Source organism: Rhodococcus sp. P4_B6 (genome assembly GCF_056402215.1).
Genome location: NZ_JBFUHV010000043.1, coordinates 15,933 through 42,049 on the forward strand (window position 1 = coordinate 15,933; position 26,117 = coordinate 42,049).

General features: G+C 68.3%; 22 protein-coding genes. 9 read left to right on the top strand and 13 right to left on the bottom strand.

The annotated features are described in order from the left end of the window. Positions 1-39: 39 nt before the first annotated feature. Positions 40-1,242, top strand: a complete 1,203-nt coding sequence (acmB, locus tag AC1DWT_RS21260; RefSeq protein WP_095865603.1) for a methyl acetate hydrolase AcmB — start codon at positions 40-42, stop codon at positions 1,240-1,242. Here acmB and AC1DWT_RS21265 read toward each other — a convergent pair. From AC1DWT_RS21265 to AC1DWT_RS21275, 3 genes are all read right to left on the bottom strand, one after another. Then, positions 1,222-2,550 carry an RNA polymerase sigma factor gene (locus tag AC1DWT_RS21265; protein WP_477922036.1) on the bottom strand — a complete coding sequence of 443 codons (1,329 nt, stop codon included), beginning with the start codon at positions 2,548-2,550 and terminating at the stop codon, positions 1,222-1,224. The two genes, acmB and AC1DWT_RS21265, sit on opposite strands and share 21 nt — an antisense overlap. Continuing rightward, a complete protein-coding gene (locus AC1DWT_RS21270) occupies positions 2,523-2,945 on the bottom strand; it encodes a YciI family protein (RefSeq protein WP_072943599.1) in 423 nt (140 codons plus the stop codon). Before AC1DWT_RS21270 ends, AC1DWT_RS21265 begins: the two co-directional genes overlap by 28 nt. A 145-nt stretch (positions 2,946-3,090) precedes the next feature. Continuing rightward, positions 3,091-3,864: an SDR family NAD(P)-dependent oxidoreductase gene (locus tag AC1DWT_RS21275; RefSeq protein ID WP_477922038.1), complete on the bottom strand. Its 774-nt coding sequence runs from the start codon at positions 3,862-3,864 to the stop codon at positions 3,091-3,093. Positions 3,865-4,101: 237 nt separating this feature from the next. Here AC1DWT_RS21275 and AC1DWT_RS21280 point away from each other — a divergent pair, with 237 nt between their 5' ends. The 4 genes from AC1DWT_RS21280 to AC1DWT_RS21295 all read left to right on the top strand — a co-directional run bounded on the left by AC1DWT_RS21280 (position 4,102) and on the right by AC1DWT_RS21295 (position 8,141). Next, positions 4,102-5,493, top strand: a complete 1,392-nt coding sequence (locus AC1DWT_RS21280) for an MFS transporter (RefSeq protein WP_072943595.1) — start codon at positions 4,102-4,104, stop codon at positions 5,491-5,493. Then, entirely contained in the window at positions 5,490-6,377 is an 888-nt protein-coding gene (locus AC1DWT_RS21285) for a transketolase (RefSeq protein ID WP_477922040.1), read from the top strand. Before AC1DWT_RS21280 ends, AC1DWT_RS21285 begins: the two co-directional genes overlap by 4 nt. 1 nt (position 6,378) lies before the next feature. After that, entirely contained in the window at positions 6,379-7,374 is a 996-nt protein-coding gene (locus AC1DWT_RS21290) for a transketolase family protein (RefSeq protein ID WP_477922042.1), read from the top strand. A gap of 116 nt (positions 7,375-7,490) precedes the next feature. Continuing rightward, positions 7,491-8,141: a GntR family transcriptional regulator gene (locus tag AC1DWT_RS21295; RefSeq protein WP_072943589.1), complete on the top strand. Its 651-nt coding sequence runs from the start codon at positions 7,491-7,493 to the stop codon at positions 8,139-8,141. Between the two features lie 54 nt (positions 8,142-8,195). Here the strand turns inward: AC1DWT_RS21295 and AC1DWT_RS21300 are convergent, their stop codons facing one another. Beyond that, positions 8,196-9,314, bottom strand: coding sequence for a C45 family autoproteolytic acyltransferase/hydolase (locus AC1DWT_RS21300; RefSeq protein WP_477922044.1), 1,119 nt, complete (start codon positions 9,312-9,314; stop codon positions 8,196-8,198). Positions 9,315-9,373: 59 nt separating this feature from the next. Then, a complete protein-coding gene (locus tag AC1DWT_RS21305; RefSeq protein WP_477922046.1) occupies positions 9,374-10,801 on the bottom strand; it encodes a purine-cytosine permease family protein in 1,428 nt (475 codons plus the stop codon). Between the two features lie 163 nt (positions 10,802-10,964). On the opposite strand from AC1DWT_RS21305, the gene AC1DWT_RS21310 reads away from it, so the two are divergent. Together AC1DWT_RS21310 and AC1DWT_RS21315 are read left to right on the top strand one after the other, a co-directional pair. Further along, entirely contained in the window at positions 10,965-11,990 is a 1,026-nt protein-coding gene (locus AC1DWT_RS21310; protein WP_477922048.1) for a LacI family DNA-binding transcriptional regulator, read from the top strand. A 131-nt stretch (positions 11,991-12,121) separates the two neighbouring features. Continuing rightward, positions 12,122-15,376: a protein kinase domain-containing protein gene (locus AC1DWT_RS21315; RefSeq protein WP_477922050.1), complete on the top strand. Its 3,255-nt coding sequence runs from the start codon at positions 12,122-12,124 to the stop codon at positions 15,374-15,376. Here AC1DWT_RS21315 and AC1DWT_RS21320 read toward each other — a convergent pair. From AC1DWT_RS21320 to AC1DWT_RS21355, 8 genes are all read right to left on the bottom strand, one after another. Next, complete coding sequence (locus tag AC1DWT_RS21320) at positions 15,373-16,599, bottom strand: MFS transporter (protein WP_477922052.1); 1,227 nt, start codon at positions 16,597-16,599, stop codon at positions 15,373-15,375. The two genes, AC1DWT_RS21315 and AC1DWT_RS21320, sit on opposite strands and share 4 nt — an antisense overlap. Before the next feature lie 112 nt (positions 16,600-16,711). Then, on the bottom strand, positions 16,712-17,563 hold the full coding sequence (locus AC1DWT_RS21325) for an amidohydrolase family protein (protein WP_477922054.1): 852 nt from the start codon (positions 17,561-17,563) through the stop codon (positions 16,712-16,714). A 31-nt stretch (positions 17,564-17,594) separates the two neighbouring features. Next, a complete protein-coding gene (locus tag AC1DWT_RS21330) occupies positions 17,595-18,575 on the bottom strand; it encodes a substrate-binding domain-containing protein (protein WP_095865613.1) in 981 nt (326 codons plus the stop codon). Positions 18,576-18,610: 35 nt separating this feature from the next. After that, positions 18,611-19,492, bottom strand: coding sequence for a hypothetical protein (locus AC1DWT_RS21335; protein WP_477922056.1), 882 nt, complete (start codon positions 19,490-19,492; stop codon positions 18,611-18,613). A 43-nt stretch (positions 19,493-19,535) separates the two neighbouring features. After that, positions 19,536-21,188: a thiamine pyrophosphate-binding protein gene (locus tag AC1DWT_RS21340; protein WP_477922058.1), complete on the bottom strand. Its 1,653-nt coding sequence runs from the start codon at positions 21,186-21,188 to the stop codon at positions 19,536-19,538. Further along, complete coding sequence (locus AC1DWT_RS21345; protein ID WP_477922060.1) at positions 21,185-22,243, bottom strand: amidohydrolase family protein; 1,059 nt, start codon at positions 22,241-22,243, stop codon at positions 21,185-21,187. Before AC1DWT_RS21345 ends, AC1DWT_RS21340 begins: the two co-directional genes overlap by 4 nt. A 30-nt stretch (positions 22,244-22,273) precedes the next feature. Next, the gene (locus tag AC1DWT_RS21350; protein ID WP_477922062.1) at positions 22,274-23,128 is read right to left on the bottom strand and encodes an HpcH/HpaI aldolase family protein; all 855 of its coding nucleotides are present in this window, start codon (positions 23,126-23,128) and stop codon (positions 22,274-22,276) included. After that, complete coding sequence (locus tag AC1DWT_RS21355; RefSeq protein ID WP_387493477.1) at positions 23,112-23,684, bottom strand: SRPBCC family protein; 573 nt, start codon at positions 23,682-23,684, stop codon at positions 23,112-23,114. The genes AC1DWT_RS21350 and AC1DWT_RS21355 overlap by 17 nt, the downstream gene beginning before the upstream one ends. Positions 23,685-24,269: 585 nt before the next feature. Between AC1DWT_RS21355 and AC1DWT_RS21360 the strand changes: the two genes are divergently transcribed. Continuing rightward, on the top strand, positions 24,270-25,175 hold the full coding sequence (locus AC1DWT_RS21360; RefSeq protein ID WP_072943567.1) for a substrate-binding domain-containing protein: 906 nt from the start codon (positions 24,270-24,272) through the stop codon (positions 25,173-25,175). A gap of 56 nt (positions 25,176-25,231) precedes the next feature. Continuing rightward, positions 25,232-26,116 (top strand): amidohydrolase family protein, encoded by an 885-nt coding sequence (locus tag AC1DWT_RS21365; protein WP_477922064.1) that lies wholly within the window; start codon positions 25,232-25,234, stop codon positions 26,114-26,116. The last annotated feature ends 1 nt before the right edge of the window (position 26,117 follow it).

A 26,117-nucleotide genomic window follows, 5' to 3' on the forward strand; every position in this document is an offset into this window, starting at 1 on the left:
ACTTTCCGCCAGTGACCACAGACACGACAGGAGAGTGGAATGTCCGATCTCAATGCCGCGCTCGGCAAGGTTCTCGACGACGTCACCGCGGACGATGCGCCACGGGTACCCGGAGTGGTCGCGATGGTGACCGACCGCGACCGGACGGTGTTCGAGGGTGCGGCCGGCGTGCGGTCGGTCGCGGATGGCGAACCGATGACCACCGACACCGTCTTCGCGATCTTCTCCACCACCAAGGCGATCACCGGGACCACGGTGCTGCAGTGCGCCGAAGAAGGGCTGCTCGACCTCGACGCGCCCGCCCGCGAGTACGTTCCCGAACTCGGCGACATCCAGGTCATCGAGGGATTCGACGACCACGGCGACCCGGTGCTGCGGGCCCCGAAACGCGACATCACCACCCGGATGCTGTTGCTGCACACCGCCGGGTTCGGATACGCCTTCTTCGACGAGACCTACAACCGGCTGGGGGTGGAACACGACCAGCCCAGCGTGATCACGGCAAGCAGGGCGTCGCTGAAGACGCCGTTGCTGTTCGATCCGGGCACCAAGTGGCAGTACGGGACGAACATCGACTGGGCCGGTCAGGTGGTCGAGGCGATCCGCGGCAAGCGACTCGGTGAGGTGATGGCCGAGCGGGTCTTCGCACCGCTCGACATGCGTGACACGTCGTTCACCCTGACCGGGTCGATGGCGGCCCGGCGCGCGACGATCCACCAGCGCGAGGAGGACGGCCGGCTGACCCCACTGGATCTGGTGCTCCCGCAGGACCCGGAAATCCACATGGGCGGGCACGGCCTGTACTCGACGGTCGGCGACTACCTGAAGTTCCTGCGGATGTGGCTGAACGACGGCGACGCGCCCGGTGGACGAGTGCTGCGGGCCGACACCGTGCAGGCGGCCGTGTGCAACGGTCTGGAGGGTCAGGAGGTCGGGATGCTGCCGGCTGTGATTCCGTCCCTCACGAACGACGCCGAATTCTTTCCCGGACAGCGTAAGTCGTGGGCGTACACGTTCATGGTGAACGAGGAGGACGCACCCACCGGCCGTCCGCGGGGATCGCTCGGGTGGGCGGGGCTCGCCAACTCGTACTACTGGATCGATCGTCGCACCGGAATCGCCGGGTACTGGGCCACGCAGATCCTGCCGTTCGCCGACCCCGTCTCGTTCGGCGGCTACCTGGACTTCGAGACGGCGGCCTACCGGCACGCCCCGCTCGCGTCACCTGTCCAGGTCGGATAGTTTCCGTTCGAGCACGGTCCGCTCGCGCTCGTTGCCGCACAGCGTCACAGCGAGCTCGAGTTCGGTCCGCGCCTCGCCGGTGCGTCCCAGGCGGGTGAGCAGTTCGCCGCGAACACTGGGCAGCAGGTGCGAGTTCGACAGCGCCTGCGCGGCCACTAGTTCGTCCACGATCGGCAGCGCCGCGGCCGGTCCCTGGGCCATGGACACCGCCACCGCCCGGTTGAGGTCGACCACCGGTGACGGCGCCAGCCGGCCGAGTGCCTCGTAGACGAGGACGATCCGCTCCCAGTTCGTCGCGTCGACCGACGGCGCGACGGCATGGCATTCGGCGATCACCGCCTGCAGGCCGTAGGCGCCCAGGCCCCGGCCGACCTGTTCGGCGCGGGCGAGGGCGGCTCGTCCGCGCCGGATCGCGGAACGGTCCCATCGGTGGCGGTCCTGCTGCTCGAGCAGAACCGGCTCACCGTCCGGCCCGGTGCGGGCCGGGAACCGCGCCGCGGTCAGCTCGAGCAGCGCGAGCAGGCCGTGGACCTCGGGCTCGTCGGGTACGAGCCGGGTCAGCACCCGGGCGAGGCGTTGCGCCTCGCTCGCCAGGTCGAGGCGGATCAGGTCGCCGCCGGAGCTGGCCGACGACCCTTCCGTGAAGATCAGGTAGATCACGCTCAGCACCGAGCCGAGCCGCTCGGCCCGCTCCCCGGCGGGCGGCACCTCGAACGGCACCCGGGCCGCGCCGAGCGTCTTCTTCGCCCGGGTGATCCGGGCCTGCACAGTCGCGGTCGGGACGAGGAACACCTTCGCGATCTCGTCGCTCGTCAGACCGCCGACCACCCGCAGCGTGAGCGCCACCCTCGACTCCCGCGACAACACGGGGTGGCAGGAGATGAACATCAACGCGAGGATGTCGTCGTCGATCTGGTCCGGATCCCACAGCACGTCGCCGGTGCCGCGGGCCGCATCGGCGGGCGCGGGACCCGAGACGGCGCCGCCCTCGCCCAGTTCGTGGGCGAGGACGGCGTACCGCTCGTCGAGGGCGGCGCGCCGACGGAACGCGTCGATCGCGCGGCGGCGGCCGACGGTGAGCAACCATCCCGCCGGGTTGTGGGGAATGCCGTCGCGTGGCCAGCTCACGAGTGCCTCCGCCAGCGCCTCCTGGCCGAGGTCCTCGGCCAGCGCGAAATCGCAGGTGTACCGGGCGAGCGCACCGACGATCCGCGCCGACTCGATCCGCCAGACGGCGGCGACGGCCTCACGCCCGGTGTGGCCGCCGCCCGCCGACCCGCTCAGAGCTGGCCGGTCTCTTCGCGCCACGCCCGCTCCTTCTGAATCCACTCGTTGTCCTGCGGGAACTCGTCGATCGTGGTGACCCGGCGGATCTCCGCCTTCGAACCGGGACCGGCCATCGGGGCACGCTTCGCCCACTCCACGGCCTCCTCCTTCGATGCCACGTTGAGCATCCAGAAGCCGCCGAACAACTCCTTCGTCTCACCGTAGGGGCCGTCGGTCACCACCGGAGTCTCGGAGGAGTAGTCGACCACGACACCCGATTCGGGGTCGGGGTCCAGGCCCTCGGCGGCGAGCAGCACGCCCGCCCGGATCATCTCGTCGTTGAACTTGCCCATCGCGTCCATGATCTCGCCGAAGTCGGCGTCCTGGAATGCCGCGAAGGTCTCGTCCGTGGCGCGCATGATCAGCATGTACTTCATGGTTCGTCTCCTTGGATGTCGGGGCCCTCTTGGACCTTCTCATCCTCAGGTCGAACGGGGGGTGGCATGGATCGACACACCTTCAAAAAACCTTCACGTGAGTGGCAAAGAGTGCTCCCGCACTCTTTGCCACTCACGTATCCGGTCAGTGCAGGTGGCTGCCGCCGTTGATGTCGACGATGGTGCCGGTGAGGTACGCGGCGTCCTGGGAGGACAGGAAGGTGATGACCGCCGCCACCTCGGTGGTGGTCGCGACCCGGCCGAGGGGAATGTCGCGGCAGAGCGCGGCCTCCTGCTCGGCGGTGCTGCCGACCCGGATGCTGGTGTCGACCGCACCCGGGGTGACGGCGTTGACGGTGACCCCGCTGTCGCCCAGTTCCCGCGCGAGGGACTTGGTGAACCCGAGGACCGCGGCCTTCGCGGACGAGTACGGAACCTTCCCGAAGACGCCGCCGCCGCGCTGGGCGGAGACCGACGACATGTTCACCACACGCCCCCAGCCGTTGTCGATCATCGCGGGCAGGAATGCGCGGGTGACCAGGTAGGTGCCGGTGGCGTTGACCGCCATCACCTTGTTCCACAGTTCGAGCGTGGTCTCGAGGAACGGCACCGGCGACGTAATGCCGGCGATGTTCGCGAGCGCCCCCACAGCCGGGAGGTTTCCGCCGGCGACCTCGGCGGCGACGGCGTCGTGCGCCCGCTGGACCGACTGCTCGTCGGCGACATCGATGTCGTGACCGAACGCGGGGACGCCGAACTCGTTCCCGATCTCGGCGGCGACCTTCGCGGACTTCTCGCCGTCGAGGTCGAGGACGACGATCGCCCATCCCTCCTCGGCGTAGCGGCGGGCGGTGGCGAGACCGATACCGCGCTCGGAGGTGGCGCCGGTGACGACGGCGGTGCGCTGGATGGACGACATGATCGCTCCTCGTGTAGCTGGGATCGCGGGTCCCGGCCTGCGGTGGAGTGCAGGAAGCCGGTCGACGACGCGGTAGGTGACTGCCACCACAGTAAGTCGATCAACTGTTAACAGTCAACCGTCGGCGGATAACGGTTGACAGATGGACGTGGCTCGGATCACACTGTGAACACCGCACTGTTGACAGTCAACAAATCCGCGGCAATCGTAGAACCGGCAGCCCGAAGAGGAGTCCCCATGAGTACCGAAACACTCAGGATGCGAGGTCCTGTCCATGGCACGAAGGACGCCAGGCGCGTAGCGATCGGCTCCTCCGTGGGTGCCGTCATCGAGACCTACGACTTCATCGGGTTCGGCACCGCCGCGGCGCTGTACTTCGGTACGGCCTTCTTTCCCGGCGCGGATCCGGTCACCGGAACACTCGCGGCGTTCGCGACGCTCGGTGTCGGCTTCGCAGCGCGCCCGCTCGGCGGCGTGCTCGGTGGGCACCTCGGCGACAAGCTGGGCCGCAAGCCGGTGCTGGTGGCGTCGCTGATCGCGATGGGTCTCGCGACGTTCGCGATCGGCCTGCTGCCCACCTATTCGCAGGTGGGGCTGATCGCGCCGGTGCTGCTGGTTCTCGTCCGCGTCATCCAGGGCCTCGCCTTCGGCGCGGAATGGGGCGGCGCGATCCTGATGAGCTACGAGCACGCCCCCTGGAAATCCAAGGGCAAGTTCACCGGCATCGTGCAGGCCGGCTTCCCCGTCGGGCTGCTGCTGGCGAATCTGGTGTTCCTGTTCAGCGTGCACCTCGGCGGCGACTGGGCCTGGCGGGTGCCGTTCCTCGCCAGCATCGTCCTGGTCATGGTCGGCCTGGTCATCAGGTCGAAGGTGCCCGAGTCCCCGGTCTTCGAGGACGTCAAGAACGAAGGCGACATCGTCAAGTCGCCGGTGCTCGAATCCATCAAATACGACTGGCGAAACATCCTGCGCGGCATCGGTCTTCGAGTCGCCGAGACGGCGGGCTACGCGGTGTCGATCACGTACATGATCTCGTACCTGCACAACCAGGGTCTCGCCGGAAAGTCCGAAACCCTCGTCGCCCTGTGCATCGCGTCCGCGATCGGCATCTTCGCCACCGTCGCCTGGGCCCGGCTCACCGACCGCATCGGACGACGCCCCCTCTACATTGCGTCCTGCGCCTTTGCCGCACTGTTCGGAATTCCGATGTTCCTTCTGGTCAACACCGGTCTCTTCGTCCTGATCATCGCCACCATCGTGATCTCCTACGGCGTCTGCCAGAACTCGCTGGCGGGAGCGCAGGGTGCGTGGTTCCCCGAACTCTTCGACGCCTCGCGCCGTGCCTCGGGAGCGTCCCTCGCCTACCAGATCTCGGCGATGGTCTCCGGCTTCACGCCCTTCGTCACCACGCTGCTGTTCGTCTCCTTCGGCTGGTGGGGCCCCGCGCTGCTGTTCAGCACGTACGCCCTGATCGGACTGTGGGCGGCATTGATCACCAGGGAGACCTGGGGACCCACCGAACGTCGCCTCGCCGCCGAGGCCGCGGAGCGCGCCGATTCCAAAAGCGCCGACGCGCCGACGTCGACCGGCACCACGCCCACGATCCGCAAGGAAAAGGAACTCCTGTGACCATCACAACCGCCGTTACCGCGGCCGAAGACACGACCAGTGAAGCGTCGCGCATCGCGACCGTCGAACAGTTCGCCTACCGCATGCGGCACAACGTCATCGACATGGGTGAGGAACAGGGCCAGGGATACGTCGGGCAGGCGCTCGGGGCCGCCGACATCTTCGCCACCGTCTACGCCGACCGACTGCGTTACCGCGCCGACGATCCCGCGTGGGAAGGCCGCGACCGGTTCCTGCTCTCCACCGGCCACTACGCGATCGGCCTCTACGCCGCGCTCGCCGAGGCCGGAATCATCCCCCGCAGCGAACTGCAGACGTACGGCTCCGACGACTCCCGGCTGCCGATGTCGGCGATGTCCACGTACACCCCCGGCATGGAAATTTCCGGGGGCTCCCTCGGGCACGGACTGACCATCGCGGTCGGCATGGCCCTCGGTCTGCGGCACCAGAATTCGACGGCCCGCGTCTTCAACTTCCTCTCCGACGGCGAACTCGACGAGGGCTCGACGTGGGAGGCGGCGATGGGCGCGCACCACCACCGGMTCGGCAATCTCACCGCGATGGTCGACATCAACGCCCTCCAGGCCGACGGTGCGACCTCCACGGTGCTGAGCACCGAACCCGTGCACGACAAGTGGGCGGCTTGCGGCTGGCACGTCGAGCGCGTCGACGGCAACGACGTCACCGCCTTGGTGCGCGCATTCGACAACGCCGCGGCCGAATCCGACGGCAAGCCGTCGATCGTTCTCTGCGACACCCGCGTCGGCAAGGGCGTGCCCCTGCTCGAGACCCGGGAGAAGGCGCACTTCATGCGCATCGACGAACACGAGTGGCAGATCTGCCGCGACCAGCTCACCGCCGGCTTCGACAACAAGGACGCCTGACATGACCACCGCCGCCAGCAAGCCGAAGCTCAAGACCTCGGCCATGATCGCCTCGTTCGTCGACGAGGGGCAGAAGACCGCGTCCGCGCCGTTCGGGCACGCCCTCGTACAGGCTGCTCGGGAGAACGACAAGATCGTCGGGCTGTCCGCCGACCTCGCCAAATACACCGACATGCACATCTTTGCGCAGGAGTTCCCCGACCGCTTCTTCCAGATGGGGATGGCCGAGCAGCTTCTGCTCGGAGCCGCCGCCGGGATGGCCGAGACCGGCCTCGTGCCGTTCGCGTCCACGTACTCGGTGTTCGCCGCACGCCGCGCCTACGACTTCCTGTGCCTCGACATCGCCGAACCGAACCTCAACGTCAACATCATCGGCGGCCTCCCCGGCCTGACCACCGGCTACGGGCCCAGCCACCAGGCCACCGAGGACATGGCCATCTTCCGGGGCATCCCCAACCTCACCATCGTCGACCCGTGCGACTCGATCGACATCGAGCAGGCCGTCCCGCAACTCGCCGCGTCCGACGGTCCCACGTACCTGCGGTTGCTGCGGGGGAAGGTCGCGACCGTGCTCGACGAGTACGACTACACGTTCGAGCTGGGCAAGGCGAAGGTCCTCCGCGGCGGCAACGACGTCGTCTTCGTCACCAGTGGGCTGATGACGATGCGCGCGCTGCAGGCCGCCGATCGGCTGGCCGGGCACAACGTCGACGTCGCGGTCGTGCACACGCCGACGATCAAACCGTTCGATGCCGCGACCGTCCTGGCCGAGATCGACACCGACCGCCTGGTGGTCACGCTGGAGAACCACACCGTGATCGGCGGCCTCTTCGAAACCGTCGCGGCCGCCGTCGTCACGGCCGGACTCGGCAAGCGTGTCGTGCCGATCGCCCTCCCGGACGAGTTTCTCGACGCCGGCGCCCTGCCCACCCTGCACGATCGGTACGGCCTGAGCACCGACCGGATCGTCGCCAAGGTGCTGGACGAACTGGGATGACCTGCACGTACGGCCCTCGCCGCGGGTCCGGGGGCGAGGGCCGTACGATGGCTGTCAACAGGTTGCTGTCAACAGACCGCTGTCGACAGTCGATCGCCGACCCCACGGAGGCACCCATGGCCGGACAACCCGCCGCACTGCTCGGGCTGGAGAAGACCAGCCTCCGTCAGCAGGCCGTCGCCGCCCTGCGGGTCGCGATCACCAGTGGGGAACTGGCGCCGAGCAGCCCGCTCGTGGAGACGGAACTGTCCGAGATGCTGCAGATCAGCCGCGGCACGCTCCGCGAGGCGATGCGGCAACTCCAGCAAGAGGGCTTGATCTCCGCGGGTGCGCGGGGTCGCCTGTATGTGCGGCACCTCGATTCCAAGGAGATCCGCGACATCTTCGCTGTCCGCGCCGCCCTCGAGGCACTGGCGGTCCGGGAACTCGCCGGCCTGGCCGACCGCACCACCGCCATCGCGGAACTGCGCGCTGCCCTCGACGTGATGGACACCGCGGTCCTCGAGGCCCGCATCGAGGCCGACCTGAATTTCCACCGCACCATGTGTTCGCTGACCGGCAACGACACACTCCTGCACTCCTGGATCTCTCTCGAGGGATCCATCCGGATGTCGATCATGTTCGCCGGCCTCGACCGCGCCGTCGGCAACATGGACGTCGGCCGGCACAGCGCCATCGTCGACGCCATCGAAACCGGCGACGCCGACGAAGCGGCCAAAGCGATTCAGACGCACATGGACTGGGCCTCGGCGAATCTGGTTGCCTGACCCCCACGTGAGTGGCAAAGAGTGGCGGCGCACGCTTTGCCACTCACGTGGGGGTCACCCGGCCACGAACGCGGGTGCGGGCGCGGACGCGGGGGCGTCGAGGGTGGTCCACGACCGTCGGCGACCGTCGAGCGGCGTGCCGGCGAGGATGCGGGCCCGCCGGTGCTCGGGTTCGAGCAGCACCGTCGACAGGGTGGCCCAGCGCTGACCGAAGACCGCGTCCGGGGCGGGGACGCAGCACAGTTGGGGCTGCCCCGGATCGGAGTACAGGTACTCGACGAGGTGATCGGCGACGGCAGGCGCCGCGTACCGCTGCTGCCGGGAGGCGATCAGCCCGTAGCGGTCCTGGGAGTCGGGCTCGTACAGGCCGGCCTTCTCGCGGGCGGCGTTGGCCGGGTCGAGAAAGTGGTTGGTGTGCGTCAGGAATCCGTCCGTCGGGTGCAGGGCGGCGACGCCGACCGGGCTGACCTCGGCGCACGCGACGGTGTCGGGGTCGATCAGCGTCAGCGCGCCCGAGGTTGCGATCGGCGCCGAGCGCAGCAGATCGAGGGCCTCGTCGACGGTTCCGGCTTCACCGAGGACCGCCGCCGACAGGATGTGCACGGGCACCCCGGCCGGTGCGTCGTCGCGGTGGCCGAGGATGTTGAAGAACACGCCGAGGCCCGCACTGTTCATCCCGATCTTGCCGAGGATGCCGTGCTCGGTCAGCCCGACGTAGGCGTGGGGGGTTCCGCGCACCTGATGGGTGTGCCAGTACGGGTCGAGTTCCTGATGCCAGTCCCAGGTTTGGATCCCGAACGGCGCCGACGCGCGATCCGCGGGTGCGTAGGCGATGGTGGAGCACTCGCCGGGGCGGGCCGCGGTGGCCTGGGACAGGATCTCCGTGCGGCCGTTCAGTGCCATCACGTGCCAGGTTTCGAGCCCGGCGCCGACAGCGATGCCCTCGATCTCGTCGAGGTACCGGGGACCCCACGCCCCCAGGACATCCGCGAGACAGTGCGCACTGTCGCGGGTCCGGCTCTCGCTCACGCCGACCGTATCGAACAGGCGCAGATACAGTTCCACGGACGCGGGCAGGTCGGTGCGCAGCTGCGTGCCGCGGGCGACACCGCGTTCGCGCGGCCGGGTGTCGTCGACGCAGACGTGAGGGCGGGCAGTGGTGGATTCGGTCATGATCGTCCTCGTTATCCAGATGGTGTGAATAAAGCTGTGGAGCAATTGATCACAGAGGGTCAGCGGGTTCGGTACGAGCGCATCAGCACGACGTACAGCGCCGCGGACACGAGCAAACCGACCGGCAACGACAGGTCGACGCCGCCGACCGCGTTCGCGACGGGTCCGGTGTAGACCGGGGCGGCGACGCAGAGCGCGGCCGCGGCGATGCCGGTGAAGACGGCGACCGTTCCCGCCCAGTTGATCCCGCCGGTGTACCAGTAGGGGCTGCTGCTGGTTTCGTCGCCGAGCCCGAGGCCGTCGTAGCGGTTGCGGCGCCACAGGACGTCGGCGACGTAGACGGCCATCACGGGACCCATCACGGTCACGACGAGCTGCATCATGTTGCTGACGGTGTCGAGGAAGTTGGAGACGAGCAGGGCGTACAGCGTCATGGCGACGCCCATCGAGCCGTCGAGGAGGACGCTGCGCGAGCGTCGCAGGCGCAGCCCGACCGATTGCAGCGCGAGCCCGGAACTGTATGCGGTCATCGCGTTGTTGGCGATGGTGCCGACGATGACGGCGAGCAGGAAGATCGGCGTGAACCAGGAGGGGAGGATGGCCTCGAGTGCGATCTGCGGGTCGGCCATGTCGAGTCCGGTGCCGGCGAGTGCGCCGAGCGCGGTGAACAACACGCTGGGGACGAACGCGCCGAGTGCCGTCCAGACGGTGACCGACACCGGCGACGTGGTCGCCGGCAGGTAGCGGGCGAAGTCCGCACTGTTGGTGTAGGACAGCGGAGCCGACGCCACGATGGAAACACCCGCGGCCACCGTCGCCCACAGTCCGATCCCGTGGAGCGCCTCCGCCGGCTGGTAACCCCAGTCGGCGCTCCCGAGGACGTAGCCGGCCATCACCACGAAGATCAGGATCAGCACGACGGCCAGCGGCTGGTAGAGCCGCACGATCGTCGCGTGCCCGTACACACCGATGGCCAGCGTGGCGGCGGCGATCGCCAGGATGACGACGACCTTCACCGGGGTGGTCGCGTGGATGCCGAACCGTTCGAGGAGCCGGAACGCCGTGTACGACGCGGCCGCCCAGTTCAGCGCCAGGTAGCAGACGCTGATGAACCAGCTGGTCACGAGGATGTTCACCCGATTGCCGCGGATGCCGAAGATCGCCCGGGTGATCACCTCGCTGGGTGTGCCCGACGCCGGTCCACTGGCGGCGACGATCCCGGTGAGGATCGAGAACAGGTTGCCGACCACGATCACCGCGAGCGCCTGCCAGAACGACAGGCCCATCAGGATCAGTGCGCCGCCGACGACCAGGGCCAGGTAGCTCACGTTGGGCGCCGCCCACACCGCGAACAGGTCCCGGGCGCGGCCGTGTCGCTCGCCGTCGGGGATGAAGTCGATGCCGTGCGTCTCCACCTGCCCGGCACGGTCGGCGGGCGGCGTCGTGCCGGGTTTCGCCGCGCGGGAGTCTGCTTGTGTCGATGCCATGGGGTCCTCCGGGTAGACGAGCACGGATGTGCGGCTGGCGGCGCAATCGCCGATCTGGCGTGACCCGGGTCACCGTACGGAACCAAATCGATTTGGACAAGAGTGTGAGAAACCAATTTACAAATCGATTTGGTGCAGGTCGGACAGTTGGTAGCCTGATCCGGTGACGGAGAAACGATCGCGACCCACCATCGCCGACGTGGCACGGCACGCCGGGGTGTCGACCACCACGGTGTCGCACACGTTCAGCGGCAAAGGGGTCGTCGCCGCCGCGACGCGGGAGCGGGTCCGCGCGACCGCGAAGTCCCTGGGCTACCGGCCGGATGTGGTCGCGAGGGGGCTGCGCAGCAACCGTCTCGGCATCCTCGCCCTCGTGCTCCGGCCCCTCGAGACGCTGGATTCTTCGCTCCCCGATGGCGTCGACTACTTCCTGCGGTTCGCGGGTTCGGCGGCGCTGGCCGCGATGGACTTCGGATACGGACTCATGCTGGTGTCGGACCCGACCCGCGAAGAGTCGCCGGCCGCCGCCCTCGCCTGCGACGGGTTCCTGATCACGGAACCCGTCACCGACGATCCCCTCATCGAGATGCTCCTCGTGGAAGGCGTGCCGTTCCTGTCCGTCGGCAGAGATCCGGCGCGGGCCGAGTACGAGAACTCGATCGACACCGACACCGAATTCATGACCGACCTGGTGCTGCGGCACCTCGACGAAGCGGGTGCCACGCGAGTGGCCCTCGTTGCCGGGACCGACCCCAATTCGTGGAACCTCGGCGCCGAGGCCGCCTACCGCGCCTGGGCGGAGGCGCGCGGTCAGGACCCGCTGGTCGCCCACCGGCCCGAGACCACCGGGGAGTCCGGCGGCCGCGACGCTGCGGACGAACTCTTCGACCGCAGCGACCCGCCCGACGCGGTGTACTGCCTCACCGGCAGGCACGCGGCCGGAGTGCTCGCACGAGCCCGGGAACGCGGGCTCGACGTTCCCGGCGACGTCCAGATCGTCGGCGGCTCCGACTCGGAGCACACCCGATCCGCGACGCCCCCTATCACCTCGGTGGACCTGCAGCCCGAACTCCTTGCCCGCGTTGCCGTCACACAGCTCGTCAACCGCCTCGACAACCTCGACCGGCCCGTGCCGCCGGGGAAACTCCACGGACGCCTCATCGTGCGGAACTCCACCCGGACGTCATGATTCGACCGATGGCAGCGATATCCTTGTGGGCACGCCATCGAGAGGCGAGTCCACGGTTGTATCTGTGCTCTGGTCGTGCCGTCGGAACCAGCGCGCGGCGGCACGAGCCGACGGGGTGAGTGGTCCGTCCGATGGGTGAAGGTGATCCGCTCGACACGCAGCGGTACGTCGTCCCCGTCGTGGCGTCGGAGCTGAGTGCGGCCGGTTTCGACGACGCCCGGGAGATCGGACGCGGCGGCTTCGGAGTGGTCTACCGCTGCACCCAGGCGGATCTGGATCGCACGGTGGCGGTGAAGGTGCTCACCGTCGATCTCGACGAGGAGAACAAGGCCCGGTTCTTCCGGGAGCAGCGGGCGATGGGCCGGCTCACCGGTCATCCGAACATCGTCGGCGTCCTGCAGGTCGGGGCCACCGACAGCGGAGTTCCGTACATCGTGATGCCGTATCACCCGCACGGGTCGCTGGAGGCCCGGGTCCGCAAGGACGGTCCCCTCGAACTGGACGAGGTGCTGCGGCTGGGGGTGAAGGTCGCCGGCGCGGTGGAGACGGCGCACCGGCTGGGCATCCTGCACCGGGATATCAAACCCGCGAACATCCTGCTCACCGATTACGGCGAACCGGAGTTGACGGACTTCGGCATCGCCCACATCAGCGGCGGTTTCGAGACCGCGACCGGCGCTGTCACCGGGTCGCCGGCCTACACCGCGCCGGAGGTCCTCCAGGGTGACCCGCCGAGCCCGGCCGCCGACGTCTACGGTCTCGGGGCGACGCTGTTCAGTGCCCTCACCGGTCATGCCGCGTTCGAACGCCGCAGTGGGGAGCAGGTGGTCGCGCAATTCCTGCGCATCACCACGCAACCCGTGCCCGACCTGCGGGAGCACGGGATCCCCGACGACGTGTCCGACGTGATCGCCCGGGCGATGTCCCGTACTCCCGGTGAACGTCCGGCGACGGCCGCCGACTTCGGGGAGGAACTGCGGCGGATTCAACTCGATCGCGGTCTTTCCGTCGACGACATGGCCCTCCGCACGGAACCCGACGCGCAGGTCCACGACCGAGGGCACGGACCGCGCGGCACCACACCAGCGAGCGGCGTGACGGGACACCTCCTCTTGGAACTGACGAGTTTCGTCGGCCGCCGGCACGAACTCACCGAGGCGAAGAACCTGCTCGCCGGGTCGCGGTTGGTGACGCTGACCGGGATCGGAGGGGTCGGCAAGACGAGGCTGGCGATGCGCGTCGCCGCGGGGGTGCAACGCGACTACGGCGACGGTGCGCGGCTGGTCGAGTTGGGCGAACTGCGCGACGGGTCTTCGCTGGTGGACGCGGTGGCCGCGGCAGTGGGGGTGCGGGACCATTCGGCGCGGCCGCTGCGCGAGGTGTTGATCGAGTTCCTCGCCTCCAGGGAACTGCTGCTGGTCCTCGACAACTGTGAGCACCTGGTGGACGCGGTGGCGGAGCTGACCGAGACGCTGTTGCGGGTGTGCCCGGCGCTGCGGATTCTGGCGACCAGCCGCGAATCCCTCGGCATCGGCGGGGAAGCGGTGCTGCAGGTGCCGCCGCTGGCCGTGCCGGATCCCGATCGCAGGCTGTCGTTGCGGGGATTACCGAAATACGATGCGGTGCACCTGTTCGCCGAACGCGCCGCCGCCGCGGTTCCCGGTTTCGCGCTCACCGAGGACAACGCGGCGGCGGTGGCGGGGATCTGCCACCGCCTCGACGGATTGCCGTTGCCGATCGAACTGGCCGCCGCCCGATTGCGGGCGATGTCGCCCGAGCAGATCCTGGGGCGTCTGACCGACCGCTATTCCCTGCTGTCGCGCGGCAGCAGGGGTGCGCCGACGCGGCAGCAGACCTTGCGGTTGTCCATCGACTGGAGTTTCGAACTGTGCACCGCCGGTGAGCAACTGATGTGGGGACGGTTGGCGGTCTTCGCCGGCAGCGTCGAACTCGATGCCGCCGAGCAGGTGTGCGGCGACGGACTGGGCCCGGACGAATTGCTCGACACGCTGACCTCCCTGGTGGAGAAATCGATCCTGATCCGGGAGGAGCACGGGTCGGTGGTGCGGTTCCGGATGCTCGAGACCCTCCGCGCGTACGGCTACGAGAAACTCGAGCAGACCGGCGAGACCGTGACTTTGCGTCGCCGGCACCGGGATTGGTACGAGGCGCTGGCGCTCACCGCGGAGGCCGAGTGGATCAGCGCCCGGCAACTGGACTGGATCGCCCGCCTGAAGCGGGAGCAACCGAACCTCCGTGAGGCACTGGAGTTCTGCATCGACGACGATCCCGCCGCCGGCCTGCGCACCGCCGCCGCACTCCGCTGGTTCTGGACCTCCCAGGGTCTGTACAGCGAGGGGCGGCGCTGGTTCTCCGACCTACTGGCCCGCTGCCCCGGAGAGCCGACGGTCGACCGGATCAGGGCGCTCTACTGCGCCAGCGTGATGGCCAACGTGCAGGGCGATCTCGAGTCCGGTGCCGCGCTCGTGGCGGAGGCGCGGAACCTCACCGCGCACACGAGCGACCCTATGATGCGCGCGTTCGTCTCCTTCGCCGACGGAACGTCGGCCCTCTACAGCGGGGACCTCCCAGACGCATGCACACACCTCGAAACTGCACTCGCCGAGTTCAGCACACGCGGGGATCGCACACTCGAGACGAACGTGCTCTATCTTCTCGGGTTGGCCTACGGACTGTCCGGCCAGACCGAGCGGGCCGTCGAGCGCCACGAGCGGGTCCTCGCGATCACGGAAAAGTACGGCGAGAAGATGTACCGATCGCATTCGCTGTGGGCCTTGGGAATTGCGGTGTGGCGACAGGGCGCCGCCGATCGCGCAGTTCGGTACCTCGAGGAATCGTTGGAGCTGTCGCGGCAGGTGCACAGCCCCCGCTTCGCCGCAGCCGCCGTCGAAGCGCTGGCCTGGATCGCGTGCGAGACGCGAGATCCGACTCGGGCCGCGGTGCTGATGGGAGCCGCGCAATGGCTGGCGGGGTCGGTGGGCAGTGCTGCGGTCATCCATTCCAATCTGATTGTCTACCAGACGGAATTCGCCGAGAAGGCCCGGCAGGGACTCGGGGACACAGCATTCGCGGCGGCCCACCGCAAAGGTGAACAGCTCGGCTTCGACGCGGCCATCGCCTACGCCCTCCACGAAGCGCAGCCCGGTACCTCCACACCGGACACCGACGCGCCGACGCGACTGACCAAGAGGGAACGTCAGGTCGCCGACCTCATCGCCGAAGGCCTGACCAACCAGGCCATCGCCGACCGCCTCGTGATCTCACCGCGTACCGCCCAGGGTCACGTGGAGCACATCCTGGCCAAGCTGGGTTTCACCTCCCGCACCCAGGTCGCGGCCTGGGTCGTGGAGCAGGCGCACGACTAGGTCGGTGGCCGAGTCCGGTCTCTCGGACGCAGTGCACCGATTGCCGCGGCGATCAGGCAGGCGACGGCCCCGAGAAGCAGTCCTGCGCGGCCGCCCCACTGCTCACACACCCATCCGGTGATGGGCCCGCCCACCGCGGTGGATCCGATGAATGCCATGCCGAACAGGGCCATGACCCGCCCGCGTTTGTCCGGTGCGGCGGCGAGTTGCAGTGTGCTGTTCGTCGTCGAGTTGAACGCGACACTGCAGGCTCCGACACAGGCCATGACGACCAGCATGACCCACAGATTGGGGACGACGGCGGCGACGAGGAGAACGGCTCCGAACGCCGTCGCGGTGACGACGAGCGGCCCGGTTCCGGTACGGCCCCAGGTTGCGACAGCGAGCCCGCTCACCACCGATCCCGCTCCCATCGCGGCGGTGATGAAGCCGTACGCTCCCGGCCCGGCGTCGAGGGTCTGGTCGGCGATCACCGGTAGCACTACGGGGAATTCGAGGGCGAAACAACCGACCAGCGCCATCATGGTCAGCGGTACGGTCAGTTCAGCGGACTGCCGGACGTACGCGAGACCTTCGCGGAGCTGACCGCGAGCCCGGACCGTCGGTCGTGACGGATTGAGCTGCGAGACATCGAGAGTGAGCAGGGAGATCACGACCGCGACGAAACTTGCGGCGTTGAGAAGGAAACACAGACCGACACCGCCGGCGGCGATGACGAGCCCGGCGACGGCAGGACCGACCATCCGGGCCGTGGAGGTGAGCACCGATTGCAGGCTGACGGCGTTGCGAAGTCGATCGGCCCCGACCATCTCGAGGAGAAACGATTGGCGTGTCGGAGTTTCGAAGCACTGGTTCAGGCCGAGCACGAGAGCGAGAACGTAGACGTGCCAGAGGTGGACCGTTCCGGTGACGGTGAGAATTCCGAGGACCAGTGCCTGCACCCCCATCAGGGTTTGCAAGGCGATCATCAGGCGCCGCTTGTCGACCCGATCGGCAACGACCCCGCCATACGGGGCGACGAGGAGCATCGGCACGGTCTGCAACGCCATCACCGCACCGATTGCGGTGGCGGAGCCGGAAAGTTCGAGGACGAGCCATGATTGGGCGATGGTCTGCATCCACTTGCCGGCCTGCGAGATCGTCTGGCCGGTGATGTAACGGCGGAAGTTGGTGGTGCGCAGCGACGCGAAGGTTTGTCCGCGGAGGCCGGAGAGGACGGTCATCGGCGTGGTTTGCTCCCTTCCATTGGCGATCCTGAACAGGCCGGTCGGCCGGGTGTTCGGCTCGAAAGAACCGAACACCCGGCAAGACCCGCGGGTTTCTCGCGAAAAGTACCTATCCGGCCAGGCCGGGATACAGCCGTCGCGCGGTGCCCGCGAAGATCTCGCGGCGTTCGGGCTCGGGTACGTCGGCCAGTACCTTGTGGGCGAGGGCGACGAGTTCAGGCAGTGACTGTTCGGCGGCGGGCAGGTTGGAACCCCACGCGATCCGGTGCGCTCCGAACGCTGCCAGCACCGGATCGAGGAAACCAGAGGCCTTTTCGCCGGCGTCGTGGAGAGGTTCGAGATTGCGGTGGGTCAGCTTGAGGTGCAGGCCAGGATGGACAGCCAGCTCCGCCACCGCTTCGCCGGCGTCGGTGGGTGAGGCCGCGATGTCGGGGTACCCCATGTGGTCGAGCAGCACGCGGACCGACGGGAACCGGCGAAGCAGCTGGTGCACTTGCTCGGTCGCCGGTCCGAGCCGCATCTGCAGGCACACCGTGACTCCGAGTTCGGTGGCCTTGTCCCAGAAGGGATACGTCTCCGGCGCGGCGAACCACTCGCCCTGGGTGGGCACCGTGCTGCCACTGGTGAACAGCCGGACCCCGGCGAGGCCGTTGTCGCCGACCGCCGCCTCCAAGTTGTCGGCGGCGTCCGGCCGCAACGGATCCACCGTGCCCACCACGATGAACCGGTCCGGCCGCTGGGCGCGGCTGTCGAGTACGTAGGAGTTGTCGTAGCCGTAGGCGGTTGTCGCCTGTACCAGTACGGCCTGGCAGATCCCGGCTTCGTCCATGCGCTCGACCATGCCGTCGGCGGTGACCGGGCGGGTGGTCGCCCAACCGGACTGGGTCCCGCCGATCGGGGCCCGGGGGTAGCGGGTCACGTCGTCGGAGATGATGTGGCAGTGGGTGTCGACGATGTCCAAGGTCTACACCTTTCTCGTTCGGTGGGCTGGCTCAGGCGTCCGGGTACTCGCCCTTGGCGAACACCTGGTGGGGATCGGTGGAGAAGTCCGGGTCGAGGAGACCCTGGTCCCGGGAGTACTTCACGAGCGCACGCACACTCGCGTCGTTGGCATCGAGACCGTAGGGGATCGGATCGCTCTGGATCTGCTTGGCCTGCTTGCCTAGTCGCGCCAGCGCCGACCACTGTGGATCGGCCTCGATCTGACGGCGCTTGCTCTCGGCGAATGCGGCGTACAGGGCGGTGGGCAGCGCCGGATCGCGGTCGACGAGTTCGCTGCGGATCGCGATCACCGAGTGCAGCGGATAGATCCCGGTGCGCAGGTACCAGTCGGTGGCGAGCACCTCGTGGTCGGGGAACAGCGGGTACGGCCCGTCCTCGACCGCGGGTTGCTCGGCCGCCGCCGACCACCCGGCCCGCGGCGCCCCCGCACGTCCGGTGCCGGCGTTGCCGCTGAATGCGGCGTCGATCTCGCCGGCCCGCAGCAACTCACCGAGCGACCGGCCGTCGGTGACGCGCTCGACGTTCGAGGGAGCCCGGCCTTCGATGTGGTCGTCGTCGTCCACGACCCACTTCACGGTGTCGATGTCGAGGCCGTACTCGTCGCGCAGGATGCCGCGCATCCACACTCCGGTGGTCACCGTGTACGCGCGGACACCGATCCGCTTACCTTCGAGATCGGCGGGGAAGCGGATTCCCGACGCCGAAGCGCACTGCACGTCGGCGTGGTGGAAGCGGCGGTTGAGGAAGACGGGGATGCCGGTGAGCGGAACCCCGGCCTGCAACGCCATCAGGTAGGAGGTCGGCGCGAGTTCGCACACGTCGAACTCGAGGTCGCGGATCATCCGGCGGTATGCGCCGATGATCGGGCTGACCTCGACCGGTTTCACCTCGTAGCCGTTCACCGTGACGTCGCCGCCCAGCAGGGCCTGCACGTGCCGGTAGTCGCCGAGTGCGACCGAGAGCGTGTTCATGTTCAGCCTTTCGTATTCCAGAGGGAGCGAGTGGTTCAGCCGCCGAGCCGGGACGCGGTCACCCCGAGCGCGGCGCAGGTGCGATCGACCAGTTCGTCGAACTCGACGCGGCGCGGCAGCACCCCCTGCTCGTAGGCGTAGCGGGCGGCGTCGGTGACAGGCCCGCGCAGACCGGCGAACCCGACGGGGCTCAGGTTCACCGGCCCCGCTGCGGGACCGGCAGTCGCGGCGGCCTCGGCCAGCGCGTCGTACACCGCGAGTACCGCCTTCGGGTCCTCGTCGGCGGCCGCCGCGCTGAACCCCACCACGTGGTTGATCGGAGCGAAACCCTTGCGTGCGGCCCATTCGGCGGCAACCGCGAGGGCGTTGGGAATGGCGGTGCGGATCCGGTCGTCGGAGGGCAGTTCGTTGCCCATGATCCCGTAGTCGAGCCGGCCTTCGAGGAAGTCGGCCTGCAGTTTTGCGCCCTCGGGGGCGCGCGTGACCCACGCCGGGTCGGTGGCCCCGTCGACGTGCCCGCCCTCGTACGTGTGCCAGTCCACTTCGGACAGATCGAGGCCGTACTGCTCGCTGAGGAACCCGCGCAGCCACACCCCGGTGGTCTGGCTCCACGAGCGCACGCCGACGCTCCGGCCCCGCACACCCTCGACGTCCAGTTCGCCCAGTGTCACCAGGGTCTGATGCTGGTACCGGCCGAGCATGGTGATCGGCAGCAGCGCCACCGGCTTGTCGTATGCGGCCGCCTGCAGCAGCGTCACCACGGCCAGCTCGCACACGTCCGCCGCCGCGTCGTTCACGAAGCCGCGCGATGCCTTGTGCACGGGCCGGATGTCGAGACGTTCGGGCGTGGCACCGGCGGCCGCGGCCCACTCGACGGCCACGGCAGCGAGATCGTCTCTGCCCAATACGATTTTCATTGACGAGTCCTCGTTTCGTTGGTCGTGATCAGTCCCCGCGTGGTCATACGTCCTCGCCGTACTGCATGCGCCGGTAGGGCACGCTGAGCACGTCGCGGGTGATGCGCACGTCGATCACGGTGGGCCGGGGGTCGCGGACGTACTCGGCCAGCGCGGCGCGCAGTTCGTCGGTCGTGCGGACGGTGGCGCCGCCGCCGCCGAGTGCCTTCCCGACCGTGCCGAGTTCGGGGGTAGGGATGACGGCGAGCTCCGGGTCGAGGCCCTTGGCCTTCGCCTTGTGGAATTCCGCGCCGAGGCCTTCGTCGTTCATGACGACGACGAGCACCGGAAGGCCGTAGCGGCACGCGGTCTCGAACTCCGACAGGTGCATCAGGAAACTCGCGTCGCCTTCGACCACGAACGTCGGCTTGCCGCCGTTGGCGACGACGGTGCCGATGGTCAGCAGCGGAGCCTGGCCGATGGCACCGAACATGCCGTAGTTCGAGGTGATCTCGCGGGACCGCTGGAAGAGCATGGTGCCGAAGTCCGTCTGGTGTCCGCTGCCGAGCACCAGCCCGATCTCGCCGGGAAGTTCGGCGTCGAGCACCGAGATCGCCTCGCGCGGGTCGAGCAGGCCGGGCTGACTGCGGAACTCGGCGGGGTCGATCAGCGGGGCCGTGAGCCGGCTGTGCACCTCGGGGGTGTGGAAGCCTTCCATCTCGATACCGCGAACCCCCAGCGCGCCCGTCAGGGCATCGAGGGCGGTGACCGCGTCGGCCTGCATGTAACAGTCGGCGACGTGACCGTTGCCCATCACCAGGTGCGGCGCCGTGTCGATCTGGATGAACCGGGCTTCGGGGAACAGATATCCGCTCTCGATGGTGTAGTGGTTGAGGCTCGCGCCCACCGACACCACACAGTCGGCCTCCTGCAGCAGTTCCATCGCCAGCCTGCTCCCGAACAGGCCCGCGATCCCCACGTGGTACTCGGTTTCGGCGCTGAGCCAGTTCTTGGCCTGCAACGTGGTGGCGAGTAGGGCGCCGGTGCGACGCTGAAGCGCGAGGATCTGCTCGCCTGCTTCCGCGTTGCGGGCGCCCCGACCGGCGACGATCACGACTCGTTTGCTCGCCCCGATGATTTCGCACGCCTGCTGGATCCGGTCTGGGTGCGGTAGCAGCTTGGGGGTCCGGAGCAGCTCGGTGGACGGGACGTACGGCATGTCGTCCTCGAACTCCTGCAGCTGCACGTCGAACGGGGCGCTGATCATCACCGGCCGGGATTGGGTGCGGGCCAGGTAGAAGGCGCGCTGCACCACTTCTGCGGCCGACTCGGGCTTGGTCACCTGCAGGAACTCGCACTCGATCGCGGCGGCGAACCGGCGCTGGTCGAGGTACTGCACGGCGCCCTCGTCACCCAGCGGCGTCTCCCCGCAGAACGCGACCAGCGGGATGCGCGCACGGCTCGCCACGATCATCGACGTGGCCAGCTGCGCGGTACCGGGCCCGCTCGTCGTCGTCACGACACCCGGCAGGCCGGAGGCGCGGGCGTACCCGTGGGCCATGCTCAGGCCCGCACCTTCGTGACGCACCTCGTACAGGCGCGTCCCACGGGTGGCCAGGGCATTCATCCAGTGCATGTTGGCGTCGCCCATCATGCCGAACACATCCGTGGTGCCCTCGGCGGCGAACGCTGCTGCGAGCGCTTCGTAAACCTTCACTGCGCGACCTCTTCTTGCTTGTGGTGGTTCCGGACGTGGCTCGCGAGGCGCGGGAACACCTTCAGCGCGTTGCCGCCGTAGATCGCCTGCCGGTCGGCGTCGCTGATGGAGTCGATGGAGTCGAGCAGCGCCTTGGTGTCGTCGAATCGGTGCCCGGTCTCCGGGTCGACGCTGCGAACGGCGCCGATCATCTCGGAGGCGAAGAGCACGTTCTCGGCGGGGATGATGTCGGTGAGAAGTTCGAGGCCCCGCTTGTGGTAGACGCAGGTGTCGAAGAAGACGTTGCGCAGCAACGATTCCTCCAGTGGCGGCCTGCCCTGGTCCTGCATCATCCCGCGGTAGCGGCCCCAGTGGTAGGGCACCGCGCCGCCGCCGTGCGGCAGGATCAGCCGCAGCGTCGGGAAGTCGGTGAACAGGTCCGACTGGCACAGCTGCATGAAGGCTGCGGTGTCACCGTTGAGGTAGTGCGCGCAGGTGCCCTGGATCGCGGGGTTGCGCGACATCGCGACGTGAATCATCGCGGGCACGTCCAGCTCCACCATCTTCTCGTAGAGCGGGTAGTAGATCCGGTCGGTCAGCGGCGGCGCCTGCCAGTACCCGTCGGAGGGGTCCGGGTTGAGGAGGCAGCCGACGAATCCGAGTTCTTCGACGCAGCGCTCGAGTTCCGCGGCAGACTGGCGGATGGACGAGGCCAGCGCGTCGCCGGGCGACTGCGGAAGCTGGCACACCGCCGCGAAACGATCCGGGAACAGGCCGCACACCCGGGCGATGAGGTCGTTGCTGACCTGCGACCAGACCAGGCTGGTCTGCTCGTCGCCGTAGTGGTGGGCCATCTTTCCCGCGCCGGGGGAGAAGACCGTGAGGTCGGTGCCGCGTTCGAGTTGGAGCTTCAGCTGCCCCTGTTCGATCGCGGCCGTGATCTCGTCGTCGCCGATGTGCAACTCGTCGGGTGAGACCCGCGCGCCCGAATCCTCGAACGCCTTGATCTGGCGCTCGCGCCACTGTCCGAGCGCGGGTGGCGCCGTGGTGAAGTGGCCGTGACAGTCGATGATCATGAAGGTTGTTCTCCAGGTGAGTGTTCGGGGTCAGGAGCGACCGGTGAGTTTGCGGCCCAGTTCCAGGCCGGGATAGCTGCGCACCGGCGCGGACATGAGGAAGCGGTAGCCCTCGTCGAGCACCCGCTCGACGTTGCTCGTCGTCACGTGCGGGTGGCCGACCACGACTTCGTGTTCGTGACAGATCTTCACGATCCGGCTCCTGGCCTCGACCATCAGCGGGTGGTCGAGTTGACGGGGCACGCCCAGTTCCTGGCTGAGATCGCCCTCACCGATGAGGATGAGACCGATTCCGGGCACCTGTTCGAGGATGGCCGGGAGGTTCTCGATGCCGAGTTGATCCTCGATCTGGATCACGACGAGGATCTCGCCGTCCGGGGCGAGCGGCCACACGTCGGCCTTCGCGTAGTACTCGTCGTTCGACAGGCCCCAGTACCGTGCGGCGGCCGCAGGCGCGTCGCCGCGCAGGCCCGGCGGGTCGTACCGCTCCTCGCCAGGCAGGCGGGGGTACCGGCAGGCCGCGACCGCATTGCGCGCTTCCTCGACCCGGCTGATGTGCGGCCACACGATTCCGTACGCCCCGAGGTCCAGAGCCTGCTTCGCGTGCCACTGGCCGTGTTCGGCGCCGTTGACGGGAACCCGGATCAGCGGAGTGGGCGACGGGGCGAGCGTGCCCGATTCGAATATCCGTCGCCGGTTGAGCAGATACTGCAGGCTGTCCCGCAACATCGTTGCGTCCCAAGGTTTGTGCTCGGCCTCGAACACCAGACCGTCGTAGTCGCTGGTCGCGAAGTCGAGCGCCGCCGCCGGCTCGGGAGCCGCGAACGCCGCGAAGGCGTGCTGCCCCGATTCCAGCGCACCGATCACACTATTGAGTCTTGCCACTTGCCACTCCGCTCTGCTCGCTCTGTCGCTTGTGAATGGTCCTGCGCCACCAGGCGCGCACGCGGGCCCACACGGTCGGCCGGCTCGGCGCCGACACGACCGCGGTCTCCCCGGCGCACCGGCGCACCAGTTCGTCCGTGAAGTCGTTGGTCATCCGGGACACCACGGCGCCGGCGCCCGCCTCGATCACCGACGCGAGCTTGCCCGCGAGGGCCACCTCGCCGGTCACCTGCACCCGTGCGCCGCCCGCGTGATCCTCGCTGATCCGGAAGTTCGCGTGCGCGGTGAACCGCGTCGCGCCCTGCCCGTCCCGCCCGCGCGCCGAAAGTCGTCCCTCCCAGGCGGGCTCGTCCAGCTCCAGCGACATCCGGGCGCCGAACCGCACCCGGATCGCGCTGAATTTCACGACCAGCGTGCCGTCGAACGAGCCGTCGTCGTGGAACTGGCCGAGTTCGGCACCGTTGATGCACGACACCACCTCGGTGGGGTCGGAAATGACCGCCCACACCCGCCCCGGTGGCGCGGGTACGGCGATTGCTTCGTCGATCTTTATCACAACTGTGTCCTCGCTTGACGATCGTGAACAGCCACCACAGACCACTGTGGCGCTTCGGGGAAACTCGCGAGACTCGATCAGCGAGCTGGTGTCGGAGGGCGTGCCCTCGCCGGCAGCGAGCAGGCCGGTCGCCAGATAACACTGGCGTCATCCGAGTCTCCCCGGTCGGCTCTCAGATTGTTTAACAACTTTCTGTCGTCAGACTAGCAGCGGAGTGCGGCGAACAGCAAGAACTTGTTTTTCCGACGCCGGATTGCCCATCGTGCCCGACTTGATCGCGCTCAGCTTGTAGAACAATTCGGGTTGGTGAGCCGATTGCCCCAGCATGATCGCGCCGGCGGACGCGAACCCCGTGTCTTCGCCGCCCGCATCGACCCGGCTTCCGCAAAATTGTTAGACGATCCGAGCCTCAAAGGCTTGTAATGGGCGTCACTCCCGCGTAAATTGAGCGAAACCGTAAGACAAAACCGATATTCACCCATCGGTCGAATGACGGCATCGGCGCACTGACACCAGTGCACTCCCCGGGTTCGGAGGCACACCACATGCACTCCCCGGGTCGGACGCAACAGAGGAGTTGTATTCATGTCCACAACCTTGTCCATCGCGGCGAAGTCCTACCCGCACACGGCGTTCCTCGCGGAACCCGGCTTCAGCGTCGAGGGACATCCCGTCGAGCTCGCTGCAGCGGATCCGATCTACAAGGCGTTCGCTCCCATGGTGCGTGAGCTCCGGTACGACTTCAGCGAATTGGCCATCGCCACCTATCTGCAGGCCCGCGAGGCAGGAGCCCCGATCGCGCTTCTGCCGGTGGTACTCAGCGGCGACTTCCACCACCACTCCCTGACCCGCTGGCCCGGTTCGGCCGAGATCAGCCCGGCGGACCTGGCAGGCCGGCGGGTCGCGGTCCGGGCCTACAGCCAGACGACCGGTCTGTGGGTGCGCGGAATCCTGCACGAGGAGTTCGGCGTCGACGCCAAGGAAGTCACCTGGGTGACCACCGAGGAGCCGCACGTCGCCAGCTATGTCGAGCCGCCGAACGTCGAACGCACCACCGGCAAGGTGCTCGACGTGCTCGAGCGCGGCGATGTCGTGGCCGCCGTCCTCGGTCCGCCGGCGCTCGACGGGGCGCAGGGGCCGCTGGTGCCGATCATCCCGAACTGGCGGGAGGCCGAGGAGGCATGGGGAGCCCGGCACAAGACGGTGCCGATCAACCACGTGCTCACCGTCCGGCGTGACCTCCTCGAGGCCGAGCCGCGCACGGTATCGGCGCTCTACCAGGCTTTCGGAGACCGGATCGAGGCGCGCAAGGCCGCTGAAACCGAGCCCGGTCCCCGCGTGCGCGCCCTCCGTTTCGGAGTGACCGACGAGCTCGTCGCCGGTCTGCAGATCGCGATCGACTACGCGTTGCAGCAGAACGTCATCCGCACACCCGTGACGGTGGCCGAACTCCTCGACGACTTCACCCGGCATCTCGGCGAGCTCGCCTGAGCGCGCCCGCCCGCCACTTTCCGCCCGCCACCCCACCCACCAGTCGTGAGGTACTGATGTTCACAGTCGACACACACACCCACATCATCTCGCCCGACACCGATGCCTACCCCGCAGACCCGCTCGGCGGACACCGGTCCACCTGGTCCCAGGAACGGCCCACCGACATCGACGGACTGCTGCGAGCGGCCGATGCCGCCGACGTCGACCACCTGGTCGTCGTTCAGGCCTCCACGGTGTACGGATTCGACAACAGCTACGTAGCCGACCAGCTCACAAGGCACCCCGACCGCCTCAGCGGGGTGTGCTCGGTGGACTTCCTCTCCCCGAAGGTGGTCGACGACCTCCACCACTGGATCGACCAGCGGGGCTTCTCGGGGGTCCGCATCCGTGCCGCGGACGGAACGACCGCCGTCCCGACACCCGGCCGCGGACTCGACGACGAGCGCATGGCGCCGGTCTGGCAGTTCCTGTCCGACCGCCGCGTGCCGGTCTGCATCCAGATGCACGCCCAGCACGCTCCGATCCTCGGCGGGCTCCTCCAGCAGTACCCGGGACTCACCGCGATCCTCGACCACGCGGGCCGACCGCAATTGGACTCCGCGCCGTACCCGAACTCGGACGGAGCTCCCCAGCTCAGCGAGACGGGCCGCGTGTTCATCAAGATCACGCCGCCGGCCGTACTCCGCGCGCAGCGCGAGAGCGGATCCGCGGCACCGCTGGTCCGCACGCTGATCGAAGAGTTCGGGGCGGCCCACGTCATGTGGGGTTCGAACTTCCCCGCCTCGGCCGGATCGTTGTCGGACTTGGCCGACCTCATCAGGGAGCAACTGCCGTCACTCGACGCCACCGACCTGGAGCTGATCGCGGGCGGCACCGCCGGCCGGCTGTACGGGCTCTCCCAGGGCAGCTCCGTCTCCACCGCCGCGAAGGAATGTTGAT

What these genes read in the sequence shown, in the direction of transcription:
- acmB (WP_095865603.1), top strand. Translation starts at nt 40, where the DNA reads ATGTCCGATCTCAATGCCGCGCTCGGCAAGGTTCTCGACGACGTCACC.
- AC1DWT_RS21270 (WP_072943599.1), bottom strand. Translation starts at nt 2,945, where the DNA reads ATGAAGTACATGCTGATCATGCGCGCCACGGACGAGACCTTCGCGGCA.
- AC1DWT_RS21275 (WP_477922038.1), bottom strand. Translation starts at nt 3,864, where the DNA reads ATGTCGTCCATCCAGCGCACCGCCGTCGTCACCGGCGCCACCTCCGAG.
- AC1DWT_RS21280 (WP_072943595.1), top strand. Translation starts at nt 4,102, where the DNA reads ATGAGTACCGAAACACTCAGGATGCGAGGTCCTGTCCATGGCACGAAG.
- AC1DWT_RS21290 (WP_477922042.1), top strand. Translation starts at nt 6,379, where the DNA reads ATGACCACCGCCGCCAGCAAGCCGAAGCTCAAGACCTCGGCCATGATC.
- AC1DWT_RS21295 (WP_072943589.1), top strand. Translation starts at nt 7,491, where the DNA reads ATGGCCGGACAACCCGCCGCACTGCTCGGGCTGGAGAAGACCAGCCTC.
- AC1DWT_RS21300 (WP_477922044.1), bottom strand. Translation starts at nt 9,314, where the DNA reads ATGACCGAATCCACCACTGCCCGCCCTCACGTCTGCGTCGACGACACC.
- AC1DWT_RS21305 (WP_477922046.1), bottom strand. Translation starts at nt 10,801, where the DNA reads ATGGCATCGACACAAGCAGACTCCCGCGCGGCGAAACCCGGCACGACG.
- AC1DWT_RS21315 (WP_477922050.1), top strand. Translation starts at nt 12,122, where the DNA reads ATGGGTGAAGGTGATCCGCTCGACACGCAGCGGTACGTCGTCCCCGTC.
- AC1DWT_RS21320 (WP_477922052.1), bottom strand. Translation starts at nt 16,599, where the DNA reads ATGACCGTCCTCTCCGGCCTCCGCGGACAAACCTTCGCGTCGCTGCGC.
- AC1DWT_RS21330 (WP_095865613.1), bottom strand. Translation starts at nt 18,575, where the DNA reads ATGAACACGCTCTCGGTCGCACTCGGCGACTACCGGCACGTGCAGGCC.
- AC1DWT_RS21335 (WP_477922056.1), bottom strand. Translation starts at nt 19,492, where the DNA reads ATGAAAATCGTATTGGGCAGAGACGATCTCGCTGCCGTGGCCGTCGAG.
- AC1DWT_RS21345 (WP_477922060.1), bottom strand. Translation starts at nt 22,243, where the DNA reads ATGATCATCGACTGTCACGGCCACTTCACCACGGCGCCACCCGCGCTC.
- AC1DWT_RS21360 (WP_072943567.1), top strand. Translation starts at nt 24,270, where the DNA reads ATGTCCACAACCTTGTCCATCGCGGCGAAGTCCTACCCGCACACGGCG.
- AC1DWT_RS21365 (WP_477922064.1), top strand. Translation starts at nt 25,232, where the DNA reads ATGTTCACAGTCGACACACACACCCACATCATCTCGCCCGACACCGAT.